Here is a 22,789-nt window from a genome sequence, read left to right on the forward strand (position 1 = left end):
AACGCTGAATTCTGCACCTTGAGGTGGCTTGGGTATAATAACGACAAGCCACTTTCGTCGCTTGTCGTTTTAGGTTGGAGACTGGTTGTATTTACTTATCACTTAACTCTGTTGTTACTTGTGCAAGTCCCACTTCAGAAATACGCTGAATAACTTCTTTTTGCTTAGCACTTAACAATGATATTCCCTCTGCAACTATGTCATAGACCTTCCAGCTACCATCTTTGGCATGGCGTAATTTAAAATGAAGGTCAATTGTTGGCGCGTTTGGGTCAATTATTTGCGTTTTTACGGTAGCAAAGTCGCCATATGTTGATTTACTGTCATCTTCGAATTTAATTTCTTGTCCTGTATACTTCATCAAGGCACCTGCATATGTGGCGCTCAAATAATGTTCAACAGAATCTATGAACGCTACCGCTTGGGTGCGATCAATATTTTTTATGTGTTTGCCTAACAATTTATAAGAAACAAACTTTACATCCATGTGCGGCATTAAGTGCTTATTTACAACTGCTTTCATCTCAGCTTGGCTTGCTGTGCCTTGGTTATTGACTTTACTTATTTCACTAAATAATTGATCACCTACCTCAGTCAATAACTGAACAGGAGAATGCGTTGATTTAGCTAAAAGCGAACCACTAAATAAGATTAGTATTAATAAAAAATAACGACCAAATGAAATCATTGTAAGTACCCTCAAGATTAACTGAGTGTAATTTACTCGCTTTACATGCCTTAAAAAAGAAACAATATAGCACATTATTAGTGGCGTTTTAGCACCAATGAAATTAATTATTCATAATCAACTAGTTATAATAGTTCTTTAATAAGCCGCAAAATATGCGTGCCTTGTGCTGGTTGAATTCAACCAAGCCATGCCCCTACTTTGTAAATACCTTTACAAAAAGAGATACTGTTCATGTTTTACCGACTAGTTCAACTTTTTATTTTATCTATTATGTTTAGTCCAACCAGTTACGCATCATCTGCTCATGGATACGCTGTAGACTATATTCAAGGAGAAGGAGACGTAAAGGGTTTGGTAGCATACCAGTTTCATCTTCCATCAGCAGAGTCTCCTTTAGCAAACACGCATATCTACCTTGAGTCGAGCATAAATATTTGGCAATACGGTTCAAAAAAACGCCATCAGACAAACTTTGTGTTTGCGCTATCGCCAGTGCTTCAATACCCTGTCGGGTATATTAAAAATGTACCGCTATTTATATAAGCTGGCATTGGTTTTTCATTAATTAATGACACTTCATTTGCAGGTAAAAATGTGAGTACGCACTATCAGTTTGAAGGCAGGCTAGGTATAGTTGCTAAAGCCAGTGATTTCAGTAACGGTTTGCGTTATTTACATTACTCTAATGCAGGTTTTAAACGTCCAAACCCTGGTCTTGATTTTATATCCCTATCTTTTGCTAAACGCTTTTAACTTTTAAAATTTTTGTTAGACTAACATCATTGTTAGATAAGATAAGTTAATACAATGGAACTTTGGCAAATCCTTATTATATTAATGGTGTTAGCTGTAATTATTGGCAATTTAATGTTACTAAAGCACTCAGCTAAAATAGGCTTTAAAGTGCCCAAAAAAGAGACTAGCAACGAGCAAAAAAAAAACTAATAATGATTTTTAACTCCCCCTCATTTAGCCCTACGCAATACTTTTCTCACATTGCAATTTATTGGTGGGAACTTAATAAAATTGATTTACCTGAAGGCAGCGCATGTCTCAACGGCGTTCGCTTAATTTAACCACGCTATCTGCTTGTGCATGACCAAGTAGCTTTTATTACACTTATACTTTTAAAATAAGAGTATTAATTAAAACAGCAGCTTGTATCCTACACATAAAAAAGATAGCTATTATTTAAGATAGATCTCATGATTTATTATTGTAAACCCAAGTACGGCTCTGACAACCCTCCCCGATTACTCTCAGATCAAACTTGAGGTAAATTCATCATTACGAAAAGCACTGTATTAATAATAAACTTGACAGCGCTGTCAATTTTAGTGCTATAGTCATTAGTACAGATATAGATTGAACTTCCATCTAATTTTAGCCATCTAGACGTTGAAGCATCTCAATTAAAGGCGTAATATGTCTAATATCTGTGTAAACCACACTTTTAGCATGAGAATTTTTAAAGATGATTGATGTAAAACACCTAAAGACCATTGCAACTTTGAAAGAGACTGGCTCTTTGGTAAATACGGCCCGTGAACTCTTTTTAACTCAATCTGCTTTATCGCATCAAATCAAAGATCTTGAAAACAAACTCGATTGCCAATTGTTTGAAAGAAAAACACAACCCGTGCGCTTTACACCACAAGGAATGCTGCTATTAGAACTTGCAAATGAAGTGCTACCGCGTGTTGAAGCAACAAAATGCCGTTTAAAAGAGAGTCTCAATCAGCCTATTTCACAATTGCGCCTGAGTGTTGAATGCCATGCATGTTTTCATTGGTTATTACCGACGATAAAAGAGTTCAATAACTTTTGGCCGGATATAAAAGTTGATTATGAGCGTGGTTTTAGTTACGACGCGATACCTGACCTACTCAATGAAGAGTTAGATTTAGTGCTTACTTCAGATATTCGCGAGCCTGATAAACTAGAATACGCGCACCTATTTGATTTTAAGTTAAAATTAATTGTAGCTCCAGATCATGAGCTGGCAAAAAAAGCATATGTGACAGCGCTTGATCTTAAAAATGAAACGATTATTTCGTATCCTATCCCTCGAGAACGCCAAGATATTTTCAAACATTTTATCCAAAATGCACGCTTTGATGGCACACTAAAAAATGTAGATCAAGGATTACTCATCTTTCAATTAGTTAGTGCAGGAATGGGGGTGGCAGCTTTACCGGATTGGCTTGTTACACCTTATGAAAGCCAAGGATTAATTAAATCTATTCCGCTTGGGGCATTGGGTTTAACACGTCCAATGTACTTAGCAATGAAGAAAAATATGAAAGATAACCCAGTTTATCGACATTTTTTAAATACCTGCAAACTAAATAATGGTCGATAAAATCATTTAATCACAGTAGCATAGAGACTCTTATTTTGATGATGTTACTGTGATGTTTGAACTTAAAAAAATCATTGGCTCTATAATGATGCCCCTCCCATTACTCGGTTTGCTTTGCTTACTTTGCTTTATATTTACATTGCGAAACCATAAGTTGGCATCTATCGTAGGGATTATTTTTGTAGCGACGCTTCTTTTAATAAGCACTCCTTTTATCGCACAAAAATTGATTGATCCCAGCTCACAACTAAAATATGTCTTTAACGTAAAAAAACACCAACAACTCGACAAAATTGTTGTACTTGGATGTGATGCAAACCCAAATCCAAAACTTACAGCTAATAGCCAATTGGGTAACTGTGCAAAGAGTCGATTAGTCGAAGGGCTTCGGCTGGCACATTATTACCCTAATGCGCGCCTCATTGTGTCTGGCGGTGGTGTTGGGAATGTCACAAATAGCGCCTTAATGGCACAAACTGCAATTAGTTTAGGTGTTAATCCAAAACGTATACAACAAAACCCGGCCGCCATGGATACTGCTGATGAAGCTAAATTCCTAGCATCAGCACTGGTTGACTATAAAGTGGCCCTAGTTACGTCAGCAAGTCATATGAACCGTGCAAAAGACCTTTTTTATGCACAAGGTATAGACGTTATACCAGCAGCAACAGATTTTTATGACTTTTCGGCTTGGCCAAAGCGAAAATTATTCATCCCAAATGTTGAAGTATTAAAAGCGGTAACTTCTACTTGGCATGAAATTATAGGTCGGACTTGGATTAAGCTACGTCGGTGGATAGACCCTGAAGCACTTTAGCTAAGAGGCTACACTGAGTGAAGTGTAGCCTTGGCTGTATTTATACTGGGTTATCAATATCAATGAAGGTCACGTCAAAGCCGTAGTCGTCTGATAACAACTCACCAAGGGCCTTAACTCCATAACGCTCTGTCGCGTGATGTCCTGCAGCAAAAAAGTCTATGCCTTGCTCTCGAGAGCTATGAATTGTTTGCTCTGATGCTTCGCCCGTTAAATAAGCGTCAACACCTTGGCTTGCGGCTAAATCTATATAGCCTTGTCCGCCGCCTGTACACCAAGCTATCGTTTCTATTGGTTCATCACGTACTAGACTTGTTAACGGCTCACGATTAAGAATCTTGGCAATTTTTTCCCCAAACTGCTCACCCGTCATCGGTGTTTTTAAACGCCCTTTAACAGCAACACTATTATTAACCGGTTCAAGGCCTGTTTCCCACTGGATATCAAGAAGCTCTGCAAGCTGCGCGTTATTGCCAATCACGGGGTGCACATCAAGTGGAAGGTGATAAGCAAACAAATTAATATCATGTGCTAATAACGCACCGATACGACGCTTTTTCATTCCTGTAATAGGTTGTGATTCACCTTTCCAAAAATAACCATGATGCACTAAAATCGTATCGGCTCCATGAGCAATAGCTGCATCAATAAGTGCTTGGCTTGCAGTGACACCCGTCACAATCTTTTTAATCTCTTCTTGCCCTTCAACTTGAAGCCCGTTTGGGCAAAAGTCTTTAATTGAATCAGGTTGTAAGATCTCATTTAATAATTGGTTGAATTCTCTACGTTGCATAATACTTTGCTACCTCTGCATTATATTTTGTGCAAATTTTGGCGTTTATAACGCCAAAATGGAAGGAAAATCGCAAAAAATTGAAAAGTTCGCCAAAACTAGGTATAAATGAGTATTCTTTATCTGTGTTTACAACGTATAGGGTCTCTGATGAGCAAACTAGACAAAACAGAAGTGTTAAATGCCTTTGAAGCAGCATATGAAGCAGCCAATGGCAAGAAACCTGAAATTACCACTAAACCTGGTTGGTACAGCATCGACGGCGGTAAAAATTTACGCCTTGCTGATGTAGCTGAGTTAACTGAACAGCTTACTTCTGGTAAAACGGCTGAGCAACCTGCTGTAAAAGCGCCAGCTAAAAAAACTAAAACTAAAACTGCCGCGCCAGCAAAACCAGCTGAGAAAAAAGCACCATTTGCTGTTGTAACAGCTAACGAAGACGGCTACACAGCCGAAGAGTTATGGATTGTTTACCTAGCTGAAAAAGATCATGACTGTCGCCTACCACGCGGTGTTGTGTAATTTAAGGTGATACACTTTAAATAAAAAAACCGCTGTTAAGCGGTTTTTTTGTGTTTAAATAAATATTCTTTTAGCAACCACTGAGAAAAGTAGCCACATAAAACGATGAATATCGTTCCCATTAGTACAGGCGTAATTAAAAACGTCCAACTTTGCCCCGTAACCATTATCAAAATAGGATTTGCTCCCGCAGCAGGATGAACAGTGTTCGTCAACATCATTATACTTATAGCAAGTCCTGTCGCTACTGCAATGCTGGCTGTATCTACACCGATATAATTAACAAAAACAACCCCTATTAAAGCCGTTAAAAAGTGCCCTCCAATTACATTTTTAGCCTTAGCCAAAGGACTTGACGGTACGCCAAACACTAACACGGCAGTGGCACCAAAAGGCGCCATTAACCAAATACCATAACTTCCTAGGTTATCTAACCAAGCCAATACACTTAAAGTTATTGCGGAAAATAACCCTGCACTTATTGCTTTTAAAGCATCGTTATTCATAGTGGCCTCCAAAAAGTAGACCGAACTGTCTACCTGGCACATAGTAGACAAACTGGTCTCCCCGTGTCAAGCTTACTTTTTTAAAGGAGTCGATATGGATAAACGCACGCAAATTGTAAACACCGCTTTAGCGCTTTTTTACAATAAAGGTATTCATGCCGTAGGCATTAATGAAGTTATACAGGCTGCTAAAGTCGCTAAAAAGACACTGTATAATCACTTTAGTAGTAAAGATGAGCTCATTTGTGCGTGTTTAGTAGTTCGCGATGAACGCTTTAACAGGTGGTTAAAAGCACAACTTATTTATGCTAAAACACCATTTGAAGTGGCTGATGCACTGTTTAATGCATTGTCGCTATGGATCAACAATCAAGTAGATGAGCTTGGCAATTTTAATGGCTGCTTTTTTATAAATACAGCCGCTGAATTCCCACTGGAAACAGATCCTATTGCTCGATTATGTTCTAAGCACAAACAGACTGTACTTAAAATTATTTATGATGCGCTTATACTTACAACGCAACTTAAAGAATCCCCCGCAGAGGCAGAGCAATTAAGTAAATTACTTATGACATTAAAAGAGGGTATTATTTGCCAAGCAAGAGTCAGTAAACAGCCTCAAACACTGCTGCTCGATAAAACTATATTAAAAAAACTTATTGCTTAAAGGTTATGCCTAAAAAATAAAAAAGCGGCTAATGCCGCTTTTAGTCATAATCACCTATTCGATGTTTAATTTTTTTACTTCTGCTCAAAGTAAAGTTTATCTCGCTGTTTCTCACCTACTTCATTCATTGTGGCTGCGTTGAATAAACGGCCATTGATCATGGTGTAGTCAACTTTGTCAGTATCACGAATATTCTTCAGCGGATTACCATCAATCACAACTAAATCGGCAAGTTTCCCTACCTCAAGTGAACCAATGTTTTTATCAAGGCCAATGTATTTAGCAGGGTCGAGTGTTGCGGCGCGTAGCGCTTCAAGTGGCGTCATGCCGCCTTGTGCAAACATCCAAATTTCCCAGTGAGCAGCTAAACCTTCACGTTGTCCATGCGCACCTAGATTCACTAATACACCTAAATCTTGCAGCTCTTTCGCTACGCGTGCATTATTAAAGTGATTATAGTGATGATCGGGCGCTTTAACGCGGCGCATAGAGCGCGGTAACAATTGGTTTTTCGGCACAAACTTACTTAAACGTGGATGGTTCCACACATCGGTTTTATCATACCAATAGTTTTCACCCCAAATACCACCGTAAGCAACACCTAGCGTCGGTGTATAACCGACGTCACTTTGCGACCAAAGCTGTTTGATATCATCATAAATATTCGCCACTGGAATTGAATGCTCAATCCCTGTGTGGCCATCCACAACCATGGTTAAGTTATGCTGTAATAATGAGCCACCTTCTGGCACCACCATCATTTCAAGCTCACGGCCAGCTTCAATCACTTGTTGACGTTGCTCACGTCGCGGTTGATTGTATGATTTAACACTAAACGCACCCACTTTCTTTAAGCGCTCTAAATGAAACTTAGCATCCTCTAACGAGTCAATGTGCGAGGTGTAACCAGGCATATTTGCCCCATATAAAATGGTCCCCGTTGAGAAAATACGTGGTCCAACAATGGTGCCTGCTTTTTGCATTTCGCTGGCAGCAAATATTTCGGTGGTGTCGTTAGATGGATCGTGAATAGTGGTCACACCCAATGACAAACCAGCTAGGTTTTTCCAGTTTTGCTCAGGAATAATTTCATTACTGCCTTGCGAGCCATGGGCATGGGCATCCACAATACCTGGCATAATGGTTTTACCTGCCACGTCAATGACTTGTGCACCTTTTGGAATTGACACGCTTTGCGCTGTACCTACTGCTTTAATATGTTTACCATCAGTCAGTAGCACACCGTTTTCTATTACTTTGTCGCCTTGCATAGTAATGATACGCGCACCTGTTAGTGCAAACATGCCTTTTGGCTCAGCCATTTTTTTGCTAAAGCTGATGTTGTCACCGCTTTTTACTTTAAAATCGGCATCATCGGCTTGGTTAATATCAAAAATACCCGCTAAACTGGCATGATAAAGCTCTGGACCTAAAGTCCAATAAAGTTTATCACTGTTTGCGCTCCAGCTGATGCTTTCACCAGCACGAACAGACAATTGCTCAATTGGGAATTGGCTGTCTTTCGGGCCAATATTAATGCTTTTGCCATTTTCAACAAGTGGCGTTACAAACACTTTAAAGCGCTCTGCAAACGCTAAGTATTTGCCATTAGGTGACACTCTAAACTCTGTCGCATGTTTTGATTCATATAGCTTTTGTACTTTTTTAGAATCCAGCTCAACCACGCTTAAGCTTGGTTTTGGCCACGGGCTCATAACAAAAATACGGTCACTGGTCGCACCAAATTGCGGCTGATAGCCACTTTTAGTAATTAATTCAGCCTCACCGCCTTTAGCACTCACCGCGTAAATACCAGGGTGTAATGACCAGTCTGGATTTAAAATACCACCGCCTGACGCTTTACGATAAACCACGGTTTTACCGTCTGGGCTAAATGTTGGCTCAACATATTTGCCCGGCTCTTGCGTTATGCTCTCGCCACGACCACTTCGTGCTGATACCACACGAACACTGCCCTGCTCATTATCGTCCCAGGTAACATATACAATTTTTTTACCGTCACGAGAATACTGTGGGAATAACTCAAAGTGATCATCTTGGCGCGTTAAACGCTTCACCTTGCCTGACTCTAAATCGCGTTTATAAATATGCCCAAGCGCTTCAAAAATAGCCGTTTCGCCATCGGGAGACACTTGTACATTACGCAGCATTTTTATATCGAAATCTTCACTATCAATATCTTGTGTAAAACGCACAGCGGTTTGAATTTTTTTACTTGTGTCTACATTAAAGGCGATGTTCTCGACAGATTTGTCTTCAACATCGAGTTTATTAATTTTACCACCAGCCCAAAATACCAGCTCGTCATTATCCGGTGTCCATGCAACCGTTGGGTAAACACCATGTATCGCCCACGTTTCTTGCATATCACGTTCAAGCTTGTCGTAAAGTTTAGTGTGCTTGCCTGAGGTTAAGTCATAAACGTATAAACTAGTTTGAAAATCATCACGCTTAATATACGCAAGCTTTTTACCATCTGGTGACGGTGTTGGCCTAATAGCGCCACCCATACCGCTGATGATGGTTTCAATTTCACCCGTTTGACGGTCAAAACGCTTAATTTTATAAATACCGGCAACAGAATCCTTTGAGTAATGGAAAGTTTTACCCGGCGTTGCATCATGAGAAAAATAGACATAACGGCCATCAGGTGAAAACATCGGTTCACCTAAATCTTTTTGGTCATCAGCACGCTTCGTTAGTTGAACACCTTTGCCGCCGGCTTTATGGTAAAGCCATACTTCACCAGCACCTAATGAGCGTGTTGCAGTAAAGTGCTTGCGTGCCACGATATAATCGCCATCAGGACTCCAAGCTGGGCTATTAAGCAATCTAAAGGTTTCGTCGGTAACAGCCGTTTGGTTTTCACCATTAACATCCATTAGCCAAATATTGTCACCGCCGCCTTGATCTGAGGTAAACGCAATGTGTTTCCCATCAGGGCTAAAACGAGGTTGCATTTGCCAAGCAATATCAGAGGTAAGCTGAGTCGCTTTTCCACCGCTGATGGGCATAGTGTAAATGTCGCCCAGTAAATCAAATACAATGGTTTCGCCATCTGGGCTCACATCAACGTTCATCCAAGTGCCTTGATCAACGCTTATTGCAGCGTCAATAAACTGGCCTTGTGGGGCGTCAACTTGCCATTTTTGCTCATCGGATTTGTCAGCAGCTTGCACATTTGTACTAATTGCTAGCGACACTGATACAGCCAGCGCTGTTTGAAGCAGTTTTTTCATCGAATTCTCGCTTGTTCTTGTTGTTTATTAATACGATTGCAACAAAAAGCGTAGCAACTTACCAGCGATATTTGATGAAGTGTGTTTATTTAGCGGTTAATGCCATTTAATTGGATCAAACTGGTAGTAATCCACCAGCATAGTGTAAATTTCTGGGTCGTAATGGCGCAGCTCTGCGGGCTTTTCTAAAAAGGTTTCAGTGATCACTGCAAAGAATTCGGCTTCATTCGTTGCGCCGTAACTATGGATAACATGCGGCATGCTGTAGGCTACATGTGTTTTGAGTTGATTATAAGCACGACTAAATACCCTTGCCCAGTTTTTGTAATCAGCGGATTTTGTTAAAACAGGCGTGCCCGTTGTTTTACCGGTTTCTTGGTCAAGTTGATGTGCAAACTCATGAAACACTAAGTTATGCCCATCACTAGGGAGACGATTTCCTTCGAGCACATCATGCCAACTTAAAACTAACGTGCCGCCAGGCCAAGACTCCCCTTGGCGCACGGTATTGTGATAACTAACAAGGCCTGCATTATCGGTTGAGGTTTGAGGTGCGTAATATGCACTCGGGTAAAGTAGTATCTCTTTTACGTTCTTATAAAGTGGCCATGGTTTATTTAATACGAGTAAACATGCATCGGCGGCAACTATCAGTTTCATTGCATCATTGAGTTTTAAACCATCACAACCAATAAACCGTTTTTCATTTAAAAACCAAATAATATGATGTTCAAGCTTTTCGCGGTCTGCATCAGTCATATTCCGATAAATTGGCATGTATTTTATTAATAGTGCTTTTTGCTGCTCGCTTAGAGAACTGTCATGGTATTTATTAAGCCAAAATCGCTGTTGAAATTTGGGCCAATACCAGTAAACAGATACAAACATAACAAGTGCGAAAAGTAATAAAGCATTAACCATTTTAAAGCTCAAAAATGAATTCTTACCGTATTAATATGCCCGCACGGCTCATAATTCAATCTATTTGCAATTAAAAAGTGACAACTAGGGTGTGTTTATCTTTGCGGATTAAAATTTGTTCAAGCTAAGGGCGGTTTAATCGCGGCGCGAGGTTTATAACCTAGTGGGCTAAGCTACAAAGAGTAAATCGCCCCTAGGCAGAGACCCGAAGGGCTGCGCCTGTTTGGCATTGATACCGCGTTACCGCCTATTTATGGGGAATAACCAAACTACATAAGCCCTGCCTTGCCTGGATACCAAACAGACTGCTGCAAATTTAACCTTGCAAGGTAAACAGACCCTAGGGTCTGTTTACCTTTGCGGATTAAAATTTGTTCAAACTAGGAGCGATTTAATCGCGGCGCGAGATTTGTAACCTAGTGGGCTAAGTCAAAACCGAGCAACAAAGAGTAAATCGCTCCTAGGCAGAACCCGAAGGGCAACGCCTGTTTGGCATTGATGCTGCGTTATCACCTATTTATGGGGAACAACCACACCACATAGGTGCTGCCTTGCCTAAATACCAAACAGACTGCTGCAAATTTAACCTTGAAAGGTCAACAGACCCTAGCAGCTCATTTGTTTAATTCAGTGCTTCAATTCGGTTTCTACCGTTTTCTTTTGCTTGATATAACGCTTTATCGGCCTTTGCAAGGAGTCGATCGTATTCATCAACAGAACGTGAATCAGCCACACCAAAGCTTGCTGTAATCTTTAAATTTGTAGCAATACTTGAAAAGTCATAATTCGCAATCTGTTCACGTAATTGTTCGCAATCCTTTTGTGCTTGCTCTACGGATTTGTTTGGCATAAGCAGCGTAAACTCTTCCCCGCCCCACCGCGACACTTGGTATTGATTATCGTCACAGCACTGCTGAAGAATATTAGCCACCACGCAAATCACTCTATCGCCTACAATATGAGACCAGTTGTCGTTTATACGCTTAAAATAATCAATATCAACAATTACTAACGCTAAAGGTTTATCTGTTTGTTTGAAGTCATTAAAGTTTTCTGCAAGCCAATCATCAAATGCCCGCCGATTAGGTATGCCCGTTAGTTGATCATGCGTAGCTTGGTGAGCAAATGCCTCATTTTGAGCTTGCAGCGCATACGTTTGCTCATCGACCCTTTCGGTTAGTCGTTTTTCAATCTTTTTGTAGTGGTACAATCTATATTTATAAAGGCCATAACAAAGTAGTAATATCGTTATAAATACCGCTAATTTAAAGCTCACTTTTTGCCAAAAGTAAGGCTTTATCACAAAAGTGATTGCCTTTAGATTATCTTGCCAAGGTGAATTGGGGTAACTTGAGCGCACCATAAAAGTATATTTACCCGGCGCAAGGTTTGTATATTCGGTGATATTGAGTTTATGACGATCAACCCATTTATCATTATAGCCTAACAGTTTAGTTTGAAACTTAAGCCTCTGCGACATAATAAAGCTCAAACCCGCATAGTGAAATGAGACCCTATCAGAACCTGCTGGCAACTCAATTAAGTCATCTTGGTTACTAATATTCATCGTTTTACCATCAACGACAAGCAACTCAATAATCGTAGGCAATGCGAGCTGAGAAGCACGTTTTAAACGCTCTGGCATAACACTCGCTGCACCATTTGCAGTGGCAAACCAAACACTGCCATCATGATGTAAAGTGGCAGCAGGACTCGAGCCACCATTTGCTTGGGCACTGAGCATCCCATCGCCTTCATCATAAAGTTGATATTGTAATAGGTTCGAATTTTTATTATCTAAAAAGTCATTGACTTCCTGTTGTTTAATTTGAATTATGCCACGGTTACTGGAAAGCCAAAATAAATCCCCTTGGGCAACGAGTTGAAATAACTTGTCTACGGGTAGCCCCTGCTCCCTACCGAGCATATCAATTTGACCTGTTTCAATATTAAAGCGGATCAGCCCTCGGTCTGTCGTCATCCACATATTATTGTTTTGGCTATAAAAACCGAATGCGTATTCTGCATTAAATTTTCGCGGAAATTGTTGCCCTTTAAATTTACCAAGAGAGTCATTAAACATAGCAACCCCGACCCCTGTGCCAACCCAAATATTGCCATTAGCGTCTTGCGATAATGCCATAATAAAGTCACCAGGAAGCCCTTCATCGGTGGTAAATTGAGTGATGGAGCCATCCGTTTCTATTCGTGTTAAACCCGATGCAGTACCGGCCCATAAACGTTGCTTATGATCAAACAGTAACGCTCTGACTTCATTACTTGCAAGCCCACCATCACGATTTAAAATAGGGTAAATTTTGTCGTCCACAACACGCAAAATCCCTGAGGTATATGTGCCTATCCACACGCCACCAGAGTCATCTTCTACCAAACTTAATACAGATAATGGCCTAGTTTGATCAGTTACTGAGTAACTTTGAACTTTATCGTCTTTTATGCGATTTAAGCCTGAGCTACTACCGACCCATATACTGCCATCAGAATGAGAAAGTATCGCCCGAATATAATTACCACTTAGGCCACGCTTTTTTGTCCACACTGAGAAAGGGGCTTCACGTAAACGAAATAGTCCGCCATTTGTTCCAACCCAAATACTTCCTTCTTTATCTTGCAACAGCGATAAAATTCTATTAGCGGGTAATCCAGCCTCAGAGTCAAGTTGCTCTAATCCTAAAGAGCTCAATCTAAATAAGCCTTTGTTAATTGTTCCTAACCAAAGGTCATTATTACTGTCTTCTAATAGGCTTGAAACTGACTCACCATTAAAGTCTGCATGGACTGACTCAAACCTATTGTCGACTAAACGCCATGCGCCTTTTTCTCCACCTACAATGAGTTGGCCTTGACGAGTCAATAACAGCGTATAAATAGAGCTTGTGGGTAAACCTTGAGCTGGCGTAATAAGTTGCGGTTCTTTATCCTCAATCCGGTATAAGCCTTCACTGGTAGCAGCCCAAATTACTGAGTTACTGTCTTGTATTAAACGATAGACACTTAAGTTTATTAATAAGTGGGATTCATGGTTAGTTGTTTTGTCGCGAAGTACTAACCCCTTACCTTCAAGACCAAGCCATACTTCGGAAGGTGTAGGATTTAAAATATGATTAACCATCGCCTGAGCATTGGCTGATGTTTTCCATTGTCCACTCTTTAAATGACTAATGCCACCACGAGCCCCTACAATGTACAAACTTCCATCGGGTTCAGCTGAAAGGCTACGCAAACCTGAGTCGGGTAACCCTTTAATCTCGGAGCGTGTAAACAACTTAAAATCACGGCCGTTAAAACGAGCGAGCCCTTCCCATGTTGCAATCCAAATATAACCGTCTGACGTTTGTGCAACGCTATTAATACTGTTATGAGGTAGGCCAGTACGCGTGTTCCATGTCTCTGAAAAATAATCATTGAGTGGGAGTCGTGTATTTTCGGCTGCAATACAGGTAAATTGAACTATACAGAAAAAGAATAAACTGATCCGCTTCATCATATAAACGCCTTTAGAGCACACCAAGCCAAGTATTTAGCCTTAAAAAGAAACTGTCGTTCATTCTTTATTATGACTAAATTGTCATTATTATTGTCTACTTAGCATTAATACTAGCATAGTATTAATTTTATTTTCATTACCAAAATAGTATCGGTTATTTTTTCTGCATCGTTTTACAATACTGATCAATACAATTTTGAAAATATTCAATAAAACGTGCCACGTGTAAACCATCCATCAATGCATGATGTACATCAATCGATAGCGGCATTTTACCTGTGTCTTTGTTGTATTTACCAAACACTAACTTAGGTATACCCAGGCTTTTGCCATGAGAATATGCATGTGAAAAACTAGTGAAATCCAGCCAAGGTAATACAGAAATATGGATTAAATCAGCTTGCCCTTCAGTATGGGCAAACGCATCTGAAAATAAGGGAGCTGCTTTGGTCTGACTACCAACTTGTTGCACATGTTTACTAAAATCATCAAACTGCTGCGTGAGTGAAAAATAGCTGAACCGAAAAGTCTCATCAGCCGCCAATTCAACAACACTTGCTCGAGCATCGTCAAGTTGCCATGGAGCGTCATTTATTATTCGCTGTAACATAGGTGGGTATTGATGGCAGGCACGTAACGCTAAAAAAATATAACTTTGAAAAAATGACTGTTGACTAGATTTACAACAATTAAATAATTGCTTTGCGTCAATATGAACGCACACACTAAAATAAGGCTGGCTAAAATCTTTAAAAAGCGAGAAATGTTGGCTACGAGGCCACGTATCTAAATTTATGGCTGTCATTAAGGGTTACACGTTGTGATATTTATCGCTAGCGTAACTAAGTTAAAAGACAAAGCAAAGGTGTAAATGCACACCTTTGCTTTAATACAAAATTAAAGACCGTTGGTAATGATCTCTTGTGCTAGTTCATCCGCAATTATATGCGTTGATTTTTGTTCTTTTTCGCTGCGAGCAAAAATTTCAGTCAAGGTAGTAAAAATACCTTCAACATGCTTATTCGATGCTTCAACTGAGTAGCCTTCTGGTGCAGTTTCATAATACACATTAATAATACCACCCGCATTTATTACGTAATCAGGAGCATATAAAATCCCCTTCTCACGAATAATCTCCCCATGGCGAGACTCAGCTAGTTGATTATTCGCACACCCTGCAATTATTGTCGCTTTTAGGCGTGGGATAGTAATATCATTAACGGTTGCACCTAGCGCACACGGCGCATACACATCAACATCTAAGTCATAGATGTCATCAATACCCACGGCTGTAGCAGCAAAATCATTCACAACTCTATCAATTGCAACTTGATTTATATCAGTCACGAATAACTTCGCGCCGGCTTCATGTAAATGCTTACACAAACCGTAAGCAACTGCGCCTAAACCTTGCACTGCAACTTTGATCCCGCTCAAGTCTTGATGACCACGTTGATGTTGTAAGGCTGCTTTAATACCTAAAAATGTACCATATGCTGTAAAGGGTGATGGATTACCGCTTTTACCTTCAAGACCAAGAACATAGTTTGTTTCTGTGTTCATGATAGCAACATCAGCACAAGTAATATTCACATCTTCTGCAGAGTAATAACTTCCGTTTAAACGCTCTAATTGACGACCAAATGCACGAAAGAGTTGCTCTGATTTAATTTCCTTTGCATTACCAATTATAACTGACTTACCACCACCAAATGGAAGGTGTGCTACTGCATTTTTATATGTCATGCCTTTAGATAAACGAAGCGCATCAACTACTGCATCGTCATCATTGGCATAATCCCACATTCTACAACCACCAACAGCTGGACCTAAATTAGTGTTGTGAACGGCAATAATGGCACGAAGGCCTGATTCTTTATCTGAACAAAAAACCACCTGTTCGTGGTTATCAAAGTCAACTTGATTAAACACAGCCACTTTATGTTACTCCGAAATTTATAACCCGTGAGAGGGTATGCGCGCTGAAATTGTCGAGACTTTATCACTTAGCAATGACCCTGACCACTATATAAGATGATAAAACCTATCAAATTCACTGAGCATCATAAAATCACTGTGCAAAGCGAAATACAAAGATAGAAAATGCAAATTAAGATTAACTCTTAACTATATTATGCACTATAAATGTAATATAAGCCTTATCGCTTTACGTTAACGTAAAAGACATAATCATTGTAAAGTAATTATTACAACTTAGTAATGAGCAATACTTCTTTAGTAATAAGGAGTTGGGGGATTTATTAAGCGAGGATAAAAACTGGTCAGATGTGATAGCGGTCTATGGTAACCCACATAGACCGCTATCACCGTGGCAAATTACTTTAATTTACCGTCAAGCTCTTCAATTTTAGCTTTCCAAATTGCAGGGCCTTGCGTATGCGCATTTGCACCTTCGCTATCTACGGCAACCGTGACTGGCATATCTTCAACTTCAAATTCGTAAATAGCTTCCATACCTAAATCTTCAAATGCGACCACACGGGCTTTCTTGATTGCTTTAGACACAAGGTAAGCAGCGCCACCAACAGCCATTAAATACACAGATTTGTTTTGCTTAATTGACTCTACTGTCGCAGGACCACGCTCAGCTTTACCTATCATGCCAATTATGCCAGTTTTCTCTAACATCATGTCGGTAAATTTATCCATGCGCGTAGCCGTCGTTGGGCCTGCAGGGCCTACAGCTTCATCACCTACAGCATCAACTGGGCCAACGTAGTAAATAAACTTATTATCAAAGTCCACACCTTCAGGTAAACCTTCTCCTGAGTTGATCATATCCTGCAAGCGTTTATGAGCAGCATCACGACCAGTCAAAATGGTGCCTGATAACAACACAGTTTCACCCATTTTCCATTCTTGGGTGTCTTCTTTTGTTAGCGTATTTAAATCAACGCGACGAGTACCCTCACCCACTTCAAACGTGACTTCTGGCCAATCTTCAAGCTTAGGCGCTTTTAAATTAGCAGGGCCTGAACCATCAAGGGTAAAGTGTACGTGGCGTGTTGCTGCGCAGTTAGGGATCATCACAACAGGTTTTGATGCTGCATGAGTAGGTGCGGTTTTAATTTTTACATCAACAACCGTAGTTAAACCACCTAAGCCTTGTGCACCAATGCCTAATTTATTAGCACGTTCAAAAATGTCTAAACGCATTTTTTCTTCTGTTGTTTCTGCACCACGTTCCATCAACTCATGGATATCAACAGGATCCATCAATGATTCTTTTGCCAACACTGCCGCTTTTTCAGCGGTACCACCAATACCTATTCCAAGCATACCCGGCGGACACCAGCCAGCACCCATAGTCGGTAATGTTTTTTCAACCCATGCGGCCACATCATCAGATGGGTTTAACATCACCATCTTAGTTTTATTTTCTGAACCGCCGCCTTTTGCAGCAACCATTACTTCAACTTCGCCACCAGGTACTAAATCTATATGAACAACAGACGGTGTATTATCTTTCGTGTTTTTACGTGTGCCGGCAGGATCGGCAACAATTGATGCGCGTAGTGGGTTATCAGGATTTAAATAAGCACGACGAGTACCTTCATCAACCATTTGCTGCACGGTCAAATCTGTTTTGTCCCATTTAACATCCATACCTACTTTAACAAAACACGTAATGATACCTGTGTCTTGACAAAGCGGGCGCTTACCTTCAGCCGACATGCGAGAGTTAATTAGAATTTGCGCAATGGCATCTTTAGCTGCTTTACTTTGTTCTTTGTTGTAAGCTTTTTCTAATGCTTGAACAAAATCAAGAGGATGATAAAACGAAATATATTGCAACGCATCTTCAATGCTATCAATAAAGTCTTGCTGACGAATTGTACTCATAGGGGTTCCTTAAGTTACCTTTACGCGATTAACACGTAACTTAGACCAAACCGGTGACGGTGGTTTGCAAAGCGCTTTGACAACATCACTAAATGCTGCCAAAAAATTTTAACTTATGATACCCTCCCAGCCCGTTTCGAGCCAGTCATTCAGGGTAAAAAATAGATGATAAAACAACATAAAACCTGTATTCAATTAGACATATCGCTCAACTGCGTAGAGATTTTTAGTCATTTAGCTCATTTGCCTTATGCAATGCTGCTTGATTCAGCAAATAGCGATCACGTAAATAGCCGATACGATATTATTGCCATCGCGCCAACTAGACGCTTAGAAGTTAAAAACAATCAAACGTACCTTGATGATGAAATTATTGCTGGTGACTGTTTTACGATTCTTCAGCAAGAGCTTGATAAATTTGACACTACTAAAGTGACGCCTGCATTGCCTTTTAGTGGTGGCTGGCTGGGCTATTTTGGTTACGATTTAGGTCGCGTTATTGAGCGCATTTCAGTTCAAGCGGAAAATGATATTGATATGCCACAACTTGCTGTGGGGCTATATCCTGACGCACTTATTTATGACAAGCAACAACATAATTGGTTTTATGTAGCTCAACCTAACATCGACAGGCTTGCTCTGTACCTAAGTGCTTTAAAAGAAGAAAAGCAACAAAGACAACCGTTTAAAATTACCGAAAATTGGCTATCAAATATGACAGCAGAGCAATACACTGACAAATTTGAAAATATTCAAGCCTATTTGAAAAATGGTGATTGCTATCAAATAAATCTCGCACAACGCTTTTCTGCGCAGTACCAAGGAGCGCCTTGGCAAGCATACTGCACTTTAAGAGAAGCCAATAAAGCACCTTTTTCAAGTTTTATTAATCACCCTGACGGTGCAATCATTTCTATTTCGCCCGAACGTTTTATCTCAGTAAATAACGGTCATGTTGAAACTAAACCAATTAAAGGGACTCTTCCGCGTTGTGAAAACTTCATAGAGGACCAACAGCAAGCCACTCGTTTACAAAGCTCTGAGAAAGATCGCGCTGAAAATGTCATGATTGTGGACTTACTTCGTAACGACCTTGGTAAAGTAGCAAAGCCGGGGAGCGTAAAAGTCCCCTCTTTATTTGCTATCGAAAGTTTTCCTGCTGTTCATCATCTTGTAAGTACGGTCACAGCACAATTAGCGGATGACAAAACTGCAGTCGACCAATTAAAAGCTGCGTTTCCAGGTGGTTCCATTACTGGCGCCCCCAAAATTCGTGCGATGGAAATAATAGAAGAGCTAGAACCCCATCGCCGCAGTGTTTATTGTGGGTCAATCGGGTATTTAAGTTCATGTGGAAATATGGACACCAGTATCACAATCAGAACCTTAGTGTGCCACCAACAGCGCATACATTGCTGGGCTGGCGGTGGTATTGTTGCAGACTCACACGCTGACTTGGAATACCAAGAGACGTACGATAAAGTGAATAAAATCCTCCCATTACTTAAGTAATTTGCTGTGAACAGTCATCAAATTCTTGCGCGATTTCAAATAAGCGCAGCAATGAGGGAGCAACCTTTTGTTGCCCCTGCCCATCAATCGCGCCGCGCCAGTGCCGTGATGTTGCCTATAATTGATATTCAGGACTGTGCACATATTTTGCTTTGCAAGCGCCCAAATTACCTAAAGCACCACCCGGGAGAAATTTGCTTGCCCGGTGGAAAGAATGAAAAAAAAGACTTAAGTTTACGCCACACTGCCCTGCGTGAATTGTATGAAGAGCTTAATATTAAGCCCGCTCAAATTAGAGTAGCGGGTAAATTACCCAATTACTCAACTTTGACAGGCTTTACCATCACTCCTTTCGTCGGATTCCTTGATAGTAAAACCCAATGGGCTGCCGATCCCAGTGAAGTTGCAGCTAGTTTCTTAGTGCCAATTCATACATTGGCAGATGCTAGTAACTGGGAGCCGATACCTTTTCAACGCTTTGGCCAACAACGAACCCTGGAAGGGTTTCGAACGCCGCATGGATTGTTATGGGGCGCCACTGCAAGCATAATTAAAAACTTTACCGCGCAACTAGCCATACCAGTTTAAAACCGTGCTGCAAATGGTTACAAGCACTCAATTACACGTTATTATGTTCGCCCGTTCAAAGGCAGCAGTCGTGCTGAGTAAAAAGTAGAGAAAATATATGATCAGTGCATTTGATATGTTCAGTATTGGCATCGGCCCGTCGTCGTCTCACACCGTCGGACCTATGCGTGCGTCACGTTTATTTGTTAATGAATTACAAGAACAAAACCTATTAACAGATATTACAAGTGTCAAAGTAGAGTTATACGGCTCACTGGGTCAAACAGGCATTGGCCATGGCTCTGGTAAAGCGGTTATTTTAGGGTTAGCAGGCTATGATCCTGAAACAATTGATGCCGACCAAGTCGATGACATTCTTGCTAAAATTGAGAATGAGCAAGTCATATACTTAAACCAAGTACATAAAGCCGCATTCCCTAAACAAGGTGCTATTGTCTTTCACCGCCGTAAAACGTTACCTAAGCATTCAAATGCAATGGAAATTGTCGCTTTCAATGGCAACGAGAAAGTAGCGAGCAAAGTCTACTACTCTATTGGTGGTGGCTTTATTGTCACTGACGAAGAGTTTGATAACGAAAAACAAGCAGCATTAGATATTCGCGAACAAAACCCAGCACCTTATCCGTTTGAAACAGCCAAAGATCTGCTCGAAATGTGTAAAGAGTCGGGCTATAGCGTTTCAACTTTGATGATGAAAAATGAAAAGACGCTTCGCAATGAAGACGATATAAAAGACGAGCTATTCAATATTTGGCAAGTAATGAAAGCCTGCATTGAACGTGGCATGCGCACTGAAGGTATTTTACCTGGTGGCTTAAAAGTAAAACGCCGCGCTCCGAGTCTTCACCTAAAACTAAATGTAGAGGTAAGTAACGATCCATTAAGAGCCATGGATTGGGTTGATTTATTTGCCCTAGCAGTGAACGAAGAAAACGCAGCTGGCGGGCGTGTAGTAACAGCCCCAACAAACGGCGCAGCAGGAATATTACCAGCAGTATTAATGTATTATCACACGTTCATTAAAGAAGTTGACCGTGATATTGCTACTCGCTATCTATTAACGGCAGCCGCAATTGGTATTTTATATAAAAAGAACGCCTCAATTTCAGGTGCTGAAGTGGGTTGCCAAGGTGAAGTAGGCGTTGCCTGCTCAATGGCCGCCGGCGCATTAACAGAAATTGTAGGTGGTAATGTCGTTCATGTTGAAAACGCGGCCGAAATTGGCATGGAGCATAACCTAGGTTTAACCTGTGACCCAGTAGGCGGACTTGTTCAAGTTCCGTGTATTGAGCGCAATGCTATGGGGGCGATTAAAGCCATTAATGCTTCACGCCTTGCAATTCGTGGTAGTGGCGAACAAAAAGTCTCTTTGGATAAAGTGATCAAAACCATGCTTGATACCGGTAATGACATGAAAACCAAATACAAAGAAACTGCTCGCGGCGGATTAGCTGTAAATATTATCGAGTGTTAAATTTTAGCCATAAAAAAGCCGCAACTTGCGGCTTTTTTATTACAATAAGTGCGTTACTTTACAGGTAACTCAATATCTGCAAATAGTTTATCTACATCTTCTTGATTGCGTAACAAACTCGCTCGCTCTACTCGCTCTTTTGTTAAATGCGGAGCAAAGCGCTCAATAAAGTCATACATATAACTGCGTAAGAAACTGCCTTTTCTAAAACCTATTTTAGTGGTGCTCGCTTCAAACAAATGACTAGCATCGATGCATACTAAATCTGTATCAGTGATTTCGTCTATTGCCATTGAGGCAACAACCCCAACACCAAGCCCTAAACGAACATACGTTTTAATTACATCGGCATCTGTTGCAGTAAATACAATATGCGGCTCTAACCCTTGAGCGTTAAACGCTTTATCAAGTTCTGAACGGCCAGTAAAACCAAAAACATAAGTGATCAATGGAAATTGTGCAATATCAGCAACAGTCAACGAGTTTGCTTTTTGTGCAAGCGGATGATCTTTCGCAACCACGATACTGCGGTTCCAATGATAACAAGGCAACATCACTAAATCAGAGTATAAGTGGAGCGCCTCGGTTGCGATAGCAAAGTCAGCATCGCCACGGGCTGCCGCATCTGAAATCTGCTGCGGCGTACCTTGGTGCATATGTAATGAAACCGCAGGGTACTTTTTCATAAAACCTTGAATAACACTGGGCAACGCATAACGAGCTTGGGTATGTGTTGTTGCGATGTTCAATTTACCTTGGTCAGGAAGCGTATGCTCATTCGCAACCGCTTTAATACCTTCTACTTTAGAAAGAATTTCGCGAGAAATATTAATGATTTCATTACCTGCACTGGTAACGTGCGTTAAATGCTTACCGCTTCGACCAAAAATTTGCACACCCAGCTCATCTTCTAGCATGCGAACTTGCTTAGAGATACCTGGTTGGGAAGTGAATAAGCTTTCAGCTGTCGCTGACACATTCAGTTTATGGTTTTGGACTTCGACGATGTATCTGAGTTGTTGTAGTTTCATGGCTGCATTTTTAGTGTAGTTATACTGCTTATTTATAAATGTAGATGCATGCCAAGCCAAGTGTTTTTTCTTAAAAGTCGAAATTAACAGGCTAAACTGCAGGTTATTTATAACGTTTATCGTACTAGGCTAGCACAAACGTCCGCTATGAGGTAGCCATCTTTTGATTAGATAAGCGCCAACCCTTAATCAAATCTAATATGTAGTTATACCCAAACCACCTCAATATGCAGAATTCAGCGTTTCACAGGTGCTTAATATCAAGGCGTTACT

General features: G+C 40.6%; 20 protein-coding genes. 10 read left to right on the plus strand and 10 right to left on the minus strand.

Features of this window, described 5'->3' with window-relative positions; translation table 11 throughout:
- Positions 1 to 91 precede the first annotated feature (91 nt).
- Positions 92 to 688 carry an ABC transporter substrate-binding protein gene (locus CSC79_RS11200; RefSeq protein ID WP_099295899.1) on the minus strand — a complete coding sequence of 199 codons (597 nt, stop codon included), beginning with the start codon at positions 686 to 688 and terminating at the stop codon, positions 92 to 94.
- A gap of 234 nt (positions 689 to 922) precedes the next feature.
- Between CSC79_RS11200 and CSC79_RS20240 the strand changes: the two genes are divergently transcribed.
- From CSC79_RS20240 to CSC79_RS11220, 5 genes are all read left to right on the plus strand, one after another.
- On the plus strand, positions 923 to 1,234 hold the full coding sequence (locus CSC79_RS20240) for a hypothetical protein (RefSeq protein WP_237114004.1): 312 nt from the start codon (positions 923 to 925) through the stop codon (positions 1,232 to 1,234).
- A gap of 6 nt (positions 1,235 to 1,240) precedes the next feature.
- Positions 1,241 to 1,444 (plus strand): acyloxyacyl hydrolase, encoded by a 204-nt coding sequence (locus CSC79_RS20245; RefSeq protein ID WP_272897223.1) that lies wholly within the window; start codon positions 1,241 to 1,243, stop codon positions 1,442 to 1,444.
- A gap of 54 nt (positions 1,445 to 1,498) precedes the next feature.
- The gene (locus CSC79_RS11210) at positions 1,499 to 1,636 is read left to right on the plus strand and encodes a DUF2897 family protein (protein WP_099295900.1); all 138 of its coding nucleotides are present in this window, start codon (positions 1,499 to 1,501) and stop codon (positions 1,634 to 1,636) included.
- A gap of 529 nt (positions 1,637 to 2,165) precedes the next feature.
- Positions 2,166 to 3,053 carry a LysR substrate-binding domain-containing protein gene (locus tag CSC79_RS11215; protein ID WP_058558405.1) on the plus strand — a complete coding sequence of 296 codons (888 nt, stop codon included), beginning with the start codon at positions 2,166 to 2,168 and terminating at the stop codon, positions 3,051 to 3,053.
- A 52-nt stretch (positions 3,054 to 3,105) separates the two neighbouring features.
- The gene (locus tag CSC79_RS11220) at positions 3,106 to 3,870 is read left to right on the plus strand and encodes a YdcF family protein (RefSeq protein ID WP_099295901.1); all 765 of its coding nucleotides are present in this window, start codon (positions 3,106 to 3,108) and stop codon (positions 3,868 to 3,870) included.
- Positions 3,871 to 3,910: 40 nt separating this feature from the next.
- Here CSC79_RS11220 and CSC79_RS11225 read toward each other — a convergent pair whose 3' ends face one another.
- Positions 3,911 to 4,663 carry a Nif3-like dinuclear metal center hexameric protein gene (locus CSC79_RS11225; RefSeq protein WP_099295902.1) on the minus strand — a complete coding sequence of 251 codons (753 nt, stop codon included), beginning with the start codon at positions 4,661 to 4,663 and terminating at the stop codon, positions 3,911 to 3,913.
- 150 nt (positions 4,664 to 4,813) lie between these two features.
- On the opposite strand from CSC79_RS11225, the gene CSC79_RS11230 reads away from it, so the two are divergent.
- On the plus strand, positions 4,814 to 5,185 hold the full coding sequence (locus CSC79_RS11230) for a hypothetical protein (RefSeq protein ID WP_099295903.1): 372 nt from the start codon (positions 4,814 to 4,816) through the stop codon (positions 5,183 to 5,185).
- Positions 5,186 to 5,220: 35 nt separating this feature from the next.
- On the opposite strand, the gene CSC79_RS11235 is transcribed toward CSC79_RS11230, so the two are convergent.
- The gene (locus CSC79_RS11235; RefSeq protein ID WP_099295904.1) at positions 5,221 to 5,691 is read right to left on the minus strand and encodes an HPP family protein; all 471 of its coding nucleotides are present in this window, start codon (positions 5,689 to 5,691) and stop codon (positions 5,221 to 5,223) included.
- Positions 5,692 to 5,785: 94 nt separating this feature from the next.
- On the opposite strand from CSC79_RS11235, the gene CSC79_RS11240 reads away from it, so the two are divergent.
- Positions 5,786 to 6,358: a TetR/AcrR family transcriptional regulator gene (locus CSC79_RS11240; RefSeq protein ID WP_099295905.1), complete on the plus strand. Its 573-nt coding sequence runs from the start codon at positions 5,786 to 5,788 to the stop codon at positions 6,356 to 6,358.
- Between the two features lie 74 nt (positions 6,359 to 6,432).
- Here the strand turns inward: CSC79_RS11240 and CSC79_RS11245 are convergent, their stop codons facing one another.
- The 6 genes from CSC79_RS11245 to CSC79_RS11270 all read right to left on the minus strand — a co-directional run bounded on the left by CSC79_RS11245 (position 6,433) and on the right by CSC79_RS11270 (position 17,911).
- Positions 6,433 to 9,618 (minus strand): amidohydrolase family protein, encoded by a 3,186-nt coding sequence (locus CSC79_RS11245; protein WP_099295906.1) that lies wholly within the window; start codon positions 9,616 to 9,618, stop codon positions 6,433 to 6,435.
- 96 nt (positions 9,619 to 9,714) lie between these two features.
- Positions 9,715 to 10,539, minus strand: a complete 825-nt coding sequence (locus CSC79_RS11250; RefSeq protein WP_099295916.1) for a M90 family metallopeptidase — start codon at positions 10,537 to 10,539, stop codon at positions 9,715 to 9,717.
- A 622-nt stretch (positions 10,540 to 11,161) separates the two neighbouring features.
- Complete coding sequence (locus CSC79_RS11255; RefSeq protein ID WP_343256005.1) at positions 11,162 to 14,047, minus strand: two-component regulator propeller domain-containing protein; 2,886 nt, start codon at positions 14,045 to 14,047, stop codon at positions 11,162 to 11,164.
- Positions 14,048 to 14,201: 154 nt separating this feature from the next.
- Positions 14,202 to 14,852, minus strand: coding sequence for a CatA-like O-acetyltransferase (locus tag CSC79_RS11260; protein ID WP_099295907.1), 651 nt, complete (start codon positions 14,850 to 14,852; stop codon positions 14,202 to 14,204).
- A 92-nt stretch (positions 14,853 to 14,944) separates the two neighbouring features.
- Positions 14,945 to 15,985, minus strand: coding sequence for a Glu/Leu/Phe/Val dehydrogenase (locus CSC79_RS11265; protein ID WP_099295908.1), 1,041 nt, complete (start codon positions 15,983 to 15,985; stop codon positions 14,945 to 14,947).
- A 399-nt stretch (positions 15,986 to 16,384) separates the two neighbouring features.
- Complete coding sequence (locus CSC79_RS11270) at positions 16,385 to 17,911, minus strand: fumarate hydratase (RefSeq protein ID WP_099295909.1); 1,527 nt, start codon at positions 17,909 to 17,911, stop codon at positions 16,385 to 16,387.
- A 165-nt stretch (positions 17,912 to 18,076) separates the two neighbouring features.
- Here CSC79_RS11270 and pabB point away from each other — a divergent pair, with 165 nt between their 5' ends.
- The 3 genes from pabB to CSC79_RS11285 all read left to right on the plus strand — a co-directional run bounded on the left by pabB (position 18,077) and on the right by CSC79_RS11285 (position 21,485).
- Positions 18,077 to 19,423, plus strand: a complete 1,347-nt coding sequence (gene pabB, locus CSC79_RS11275; protein WP_099295910.1) for an aminodeoxychorismate synthase component I — start codon at positions 18,077 to 18,079, stop codon at positions 19,421 to 19,423.
- A 51-nt stretch (positions 19,424 to 19,474) separates the two neighbouring features.
- Positions 19,475 to 20,011, plus strand: coding sequence for a CoA pyrophosphatase (locus tag CSC79_RS11280; RefSeq protein WP_099295911.1), 537 nt, complete (start codon positions 19,475 to 19,477; stop codon positions 20,009 to 20,011).
- Positions 20,012 to 20,108: 97 nt separating this feature from the next.
- Positions 20,109 to 21,485, plus strand: a complete 1,377-nt coding sequence (locus tag CSC79_RS11285) for an L-serine ammonia-lyase (protein WP_099295912.1) — start codon at positions 20,109 to 20,111, stop codon at positions 21,483 to 21,485.
- A gap of 53 nt (positions 21,486 to 21,538) precedes the next feature.
- Here CSC79_RS11285 and cysB read toward each other — a convergent pair whose 3' ends face one another.
- Positions 21,539 to 22,516 carry an HTH-type transcriptional regulator CysB gene (cysB, locus tag CSC79_RS11290; protein WP_099295918.1) on the minus strand — a complete coding sequence of 326 codons (978 nt, stop codon included), beginning with the start codon at positions 22,514 to 22,516 and terminating at the stop codon, positions 21,539 to 21,541.
- Positions 22,517 to 22,789: the final 273 nt, after the last annotated feature.

Source organism: Pseudoalteromonas sp. 3D05 (assembly GCF_002723455.1).
Classification (GTDB): Bacteria; Pseudomonadota; Gammaproteobacteria; order Enterobacterales; family Alteromonadaceae; genus Pseudoalteromonas.

Coding starts and splice junctions, on each gene's coding strand:
- CSC79_RS11200 (WP_099295899.1), bottom strand. CDS start 688: ATGATTTCATTTGGTCGTTATTTTTTATTAATACTAATCTTATTTAGT.
- CSC79_RS20240 (WP_237114004.1), top strand. CDS start 923: ATGTTTTACCGACTAGTTCAACTTTTTATTTTATCTATTATGTTTAGT.
- CSC79_RS11210 (WP_099295900.1), top strand. CDS start 1,499: ATGGAACTTTGGCAAATCCTTATTATATTAATGGTGTTAGCTGTAATT.
- CSC79_RS11215 (WP_058558405.1), top strand. CDS start 2,166: ATGATTGATGTAAAACACCTAAAGACCATTGCAACTTTGAAAGAGACT.
- CSC79_RS11220 (WP_099295901.1), top strand. CDS start 3,106: ATGTTTGAACTTAAAAAAATCATTGGCTCTATAATGATGCCCCTCCCA.
- CSC79_RS11225 (WP_099295902.1), bottom strand. CDS start 4,663: ATGCAACGTAGAGAATTCAACCAATTATTAAATGAGATCTTACAACCT.
- CSC79_RS11230 (WP_099295903.1), top strand. CDS start 4,814: ATGAGCAAACTAGACAAAACAGAAGTGTTAAATGCCTTTGAAGCAGCA.
- CSC79_RS11235 (WP_099295904.1), bottom strand. CDS start 5,691: ATGAATAACGATGCTTTAAAAGCAATAAGTGCAGGGTTATTTTCCGCA.
- CSC79_RS11240 (WP_099295905.1), top strand. CDS start 5,786: ATGGATAAACGCACGCAAATTGTAAACACCGCTTTAGCGCTTTTTTAC.
- CSC79_RS11245 (WP_099295906.1), bottom strand. CDS start 9,618: ATGAAAAAACTGCTTCAAACAGCGCTGGCTGTATCAGTGTCGCTAGCA.
- CSC79_RS11250 (WP_099295916.1), bottom strand. CDS start 10,539: ATGGTTAATGCTTTATTACTTTTCGCACTTGTTATGTTTGTATCTGTT.
- CSC79_RS11255 (WP_343256005.1), bottom strand. CDS start 14,047: ATGATGAAGCGGATCAGTTTATTCTTTTTCTGTATAGTTCAATTTACC.
- CSC79_RS11260 (WP_099295907.1), bottom strand. CDS start 14,852: ATGACAGCCATAAATTTAGATACGTGGCCTCGTAGCCAACATTTCTCG.
- CSC79_RS11270 (WP_099295909.1), bottom strand. CDS start 17,911: ATGAGTACAATTCGTCAGCAAGACTTTATTGATAGCATTGAAGATGCG.
- pabB (WP_099295910.1), top strand. CDS start 18,077: ATGATAAAACAACATAAAACCTGTATTCAATTAGACATATCGCTCAAC.
- CSC79_RS11280 (WP_099295911.1), top strand. CDS start 19,475: ATGAGGGAGCAACCTTTTGTTGCCCCTGCCCATCAATCGCGCCGCGCC.
- CSC79_RS11285 (WP_099295912.1), top strand. CDS start 20,109: ATGATCAGTGCATTTGATATGTTCAGTATTGGCATCGGCCCGTCGTCG.
- cysB (WP_099295918.1), bottom strand. CDS start 22,516: ATGAAACTACAACAACTCAGATACATCGTCGAAGTCCAAAACCATAAA.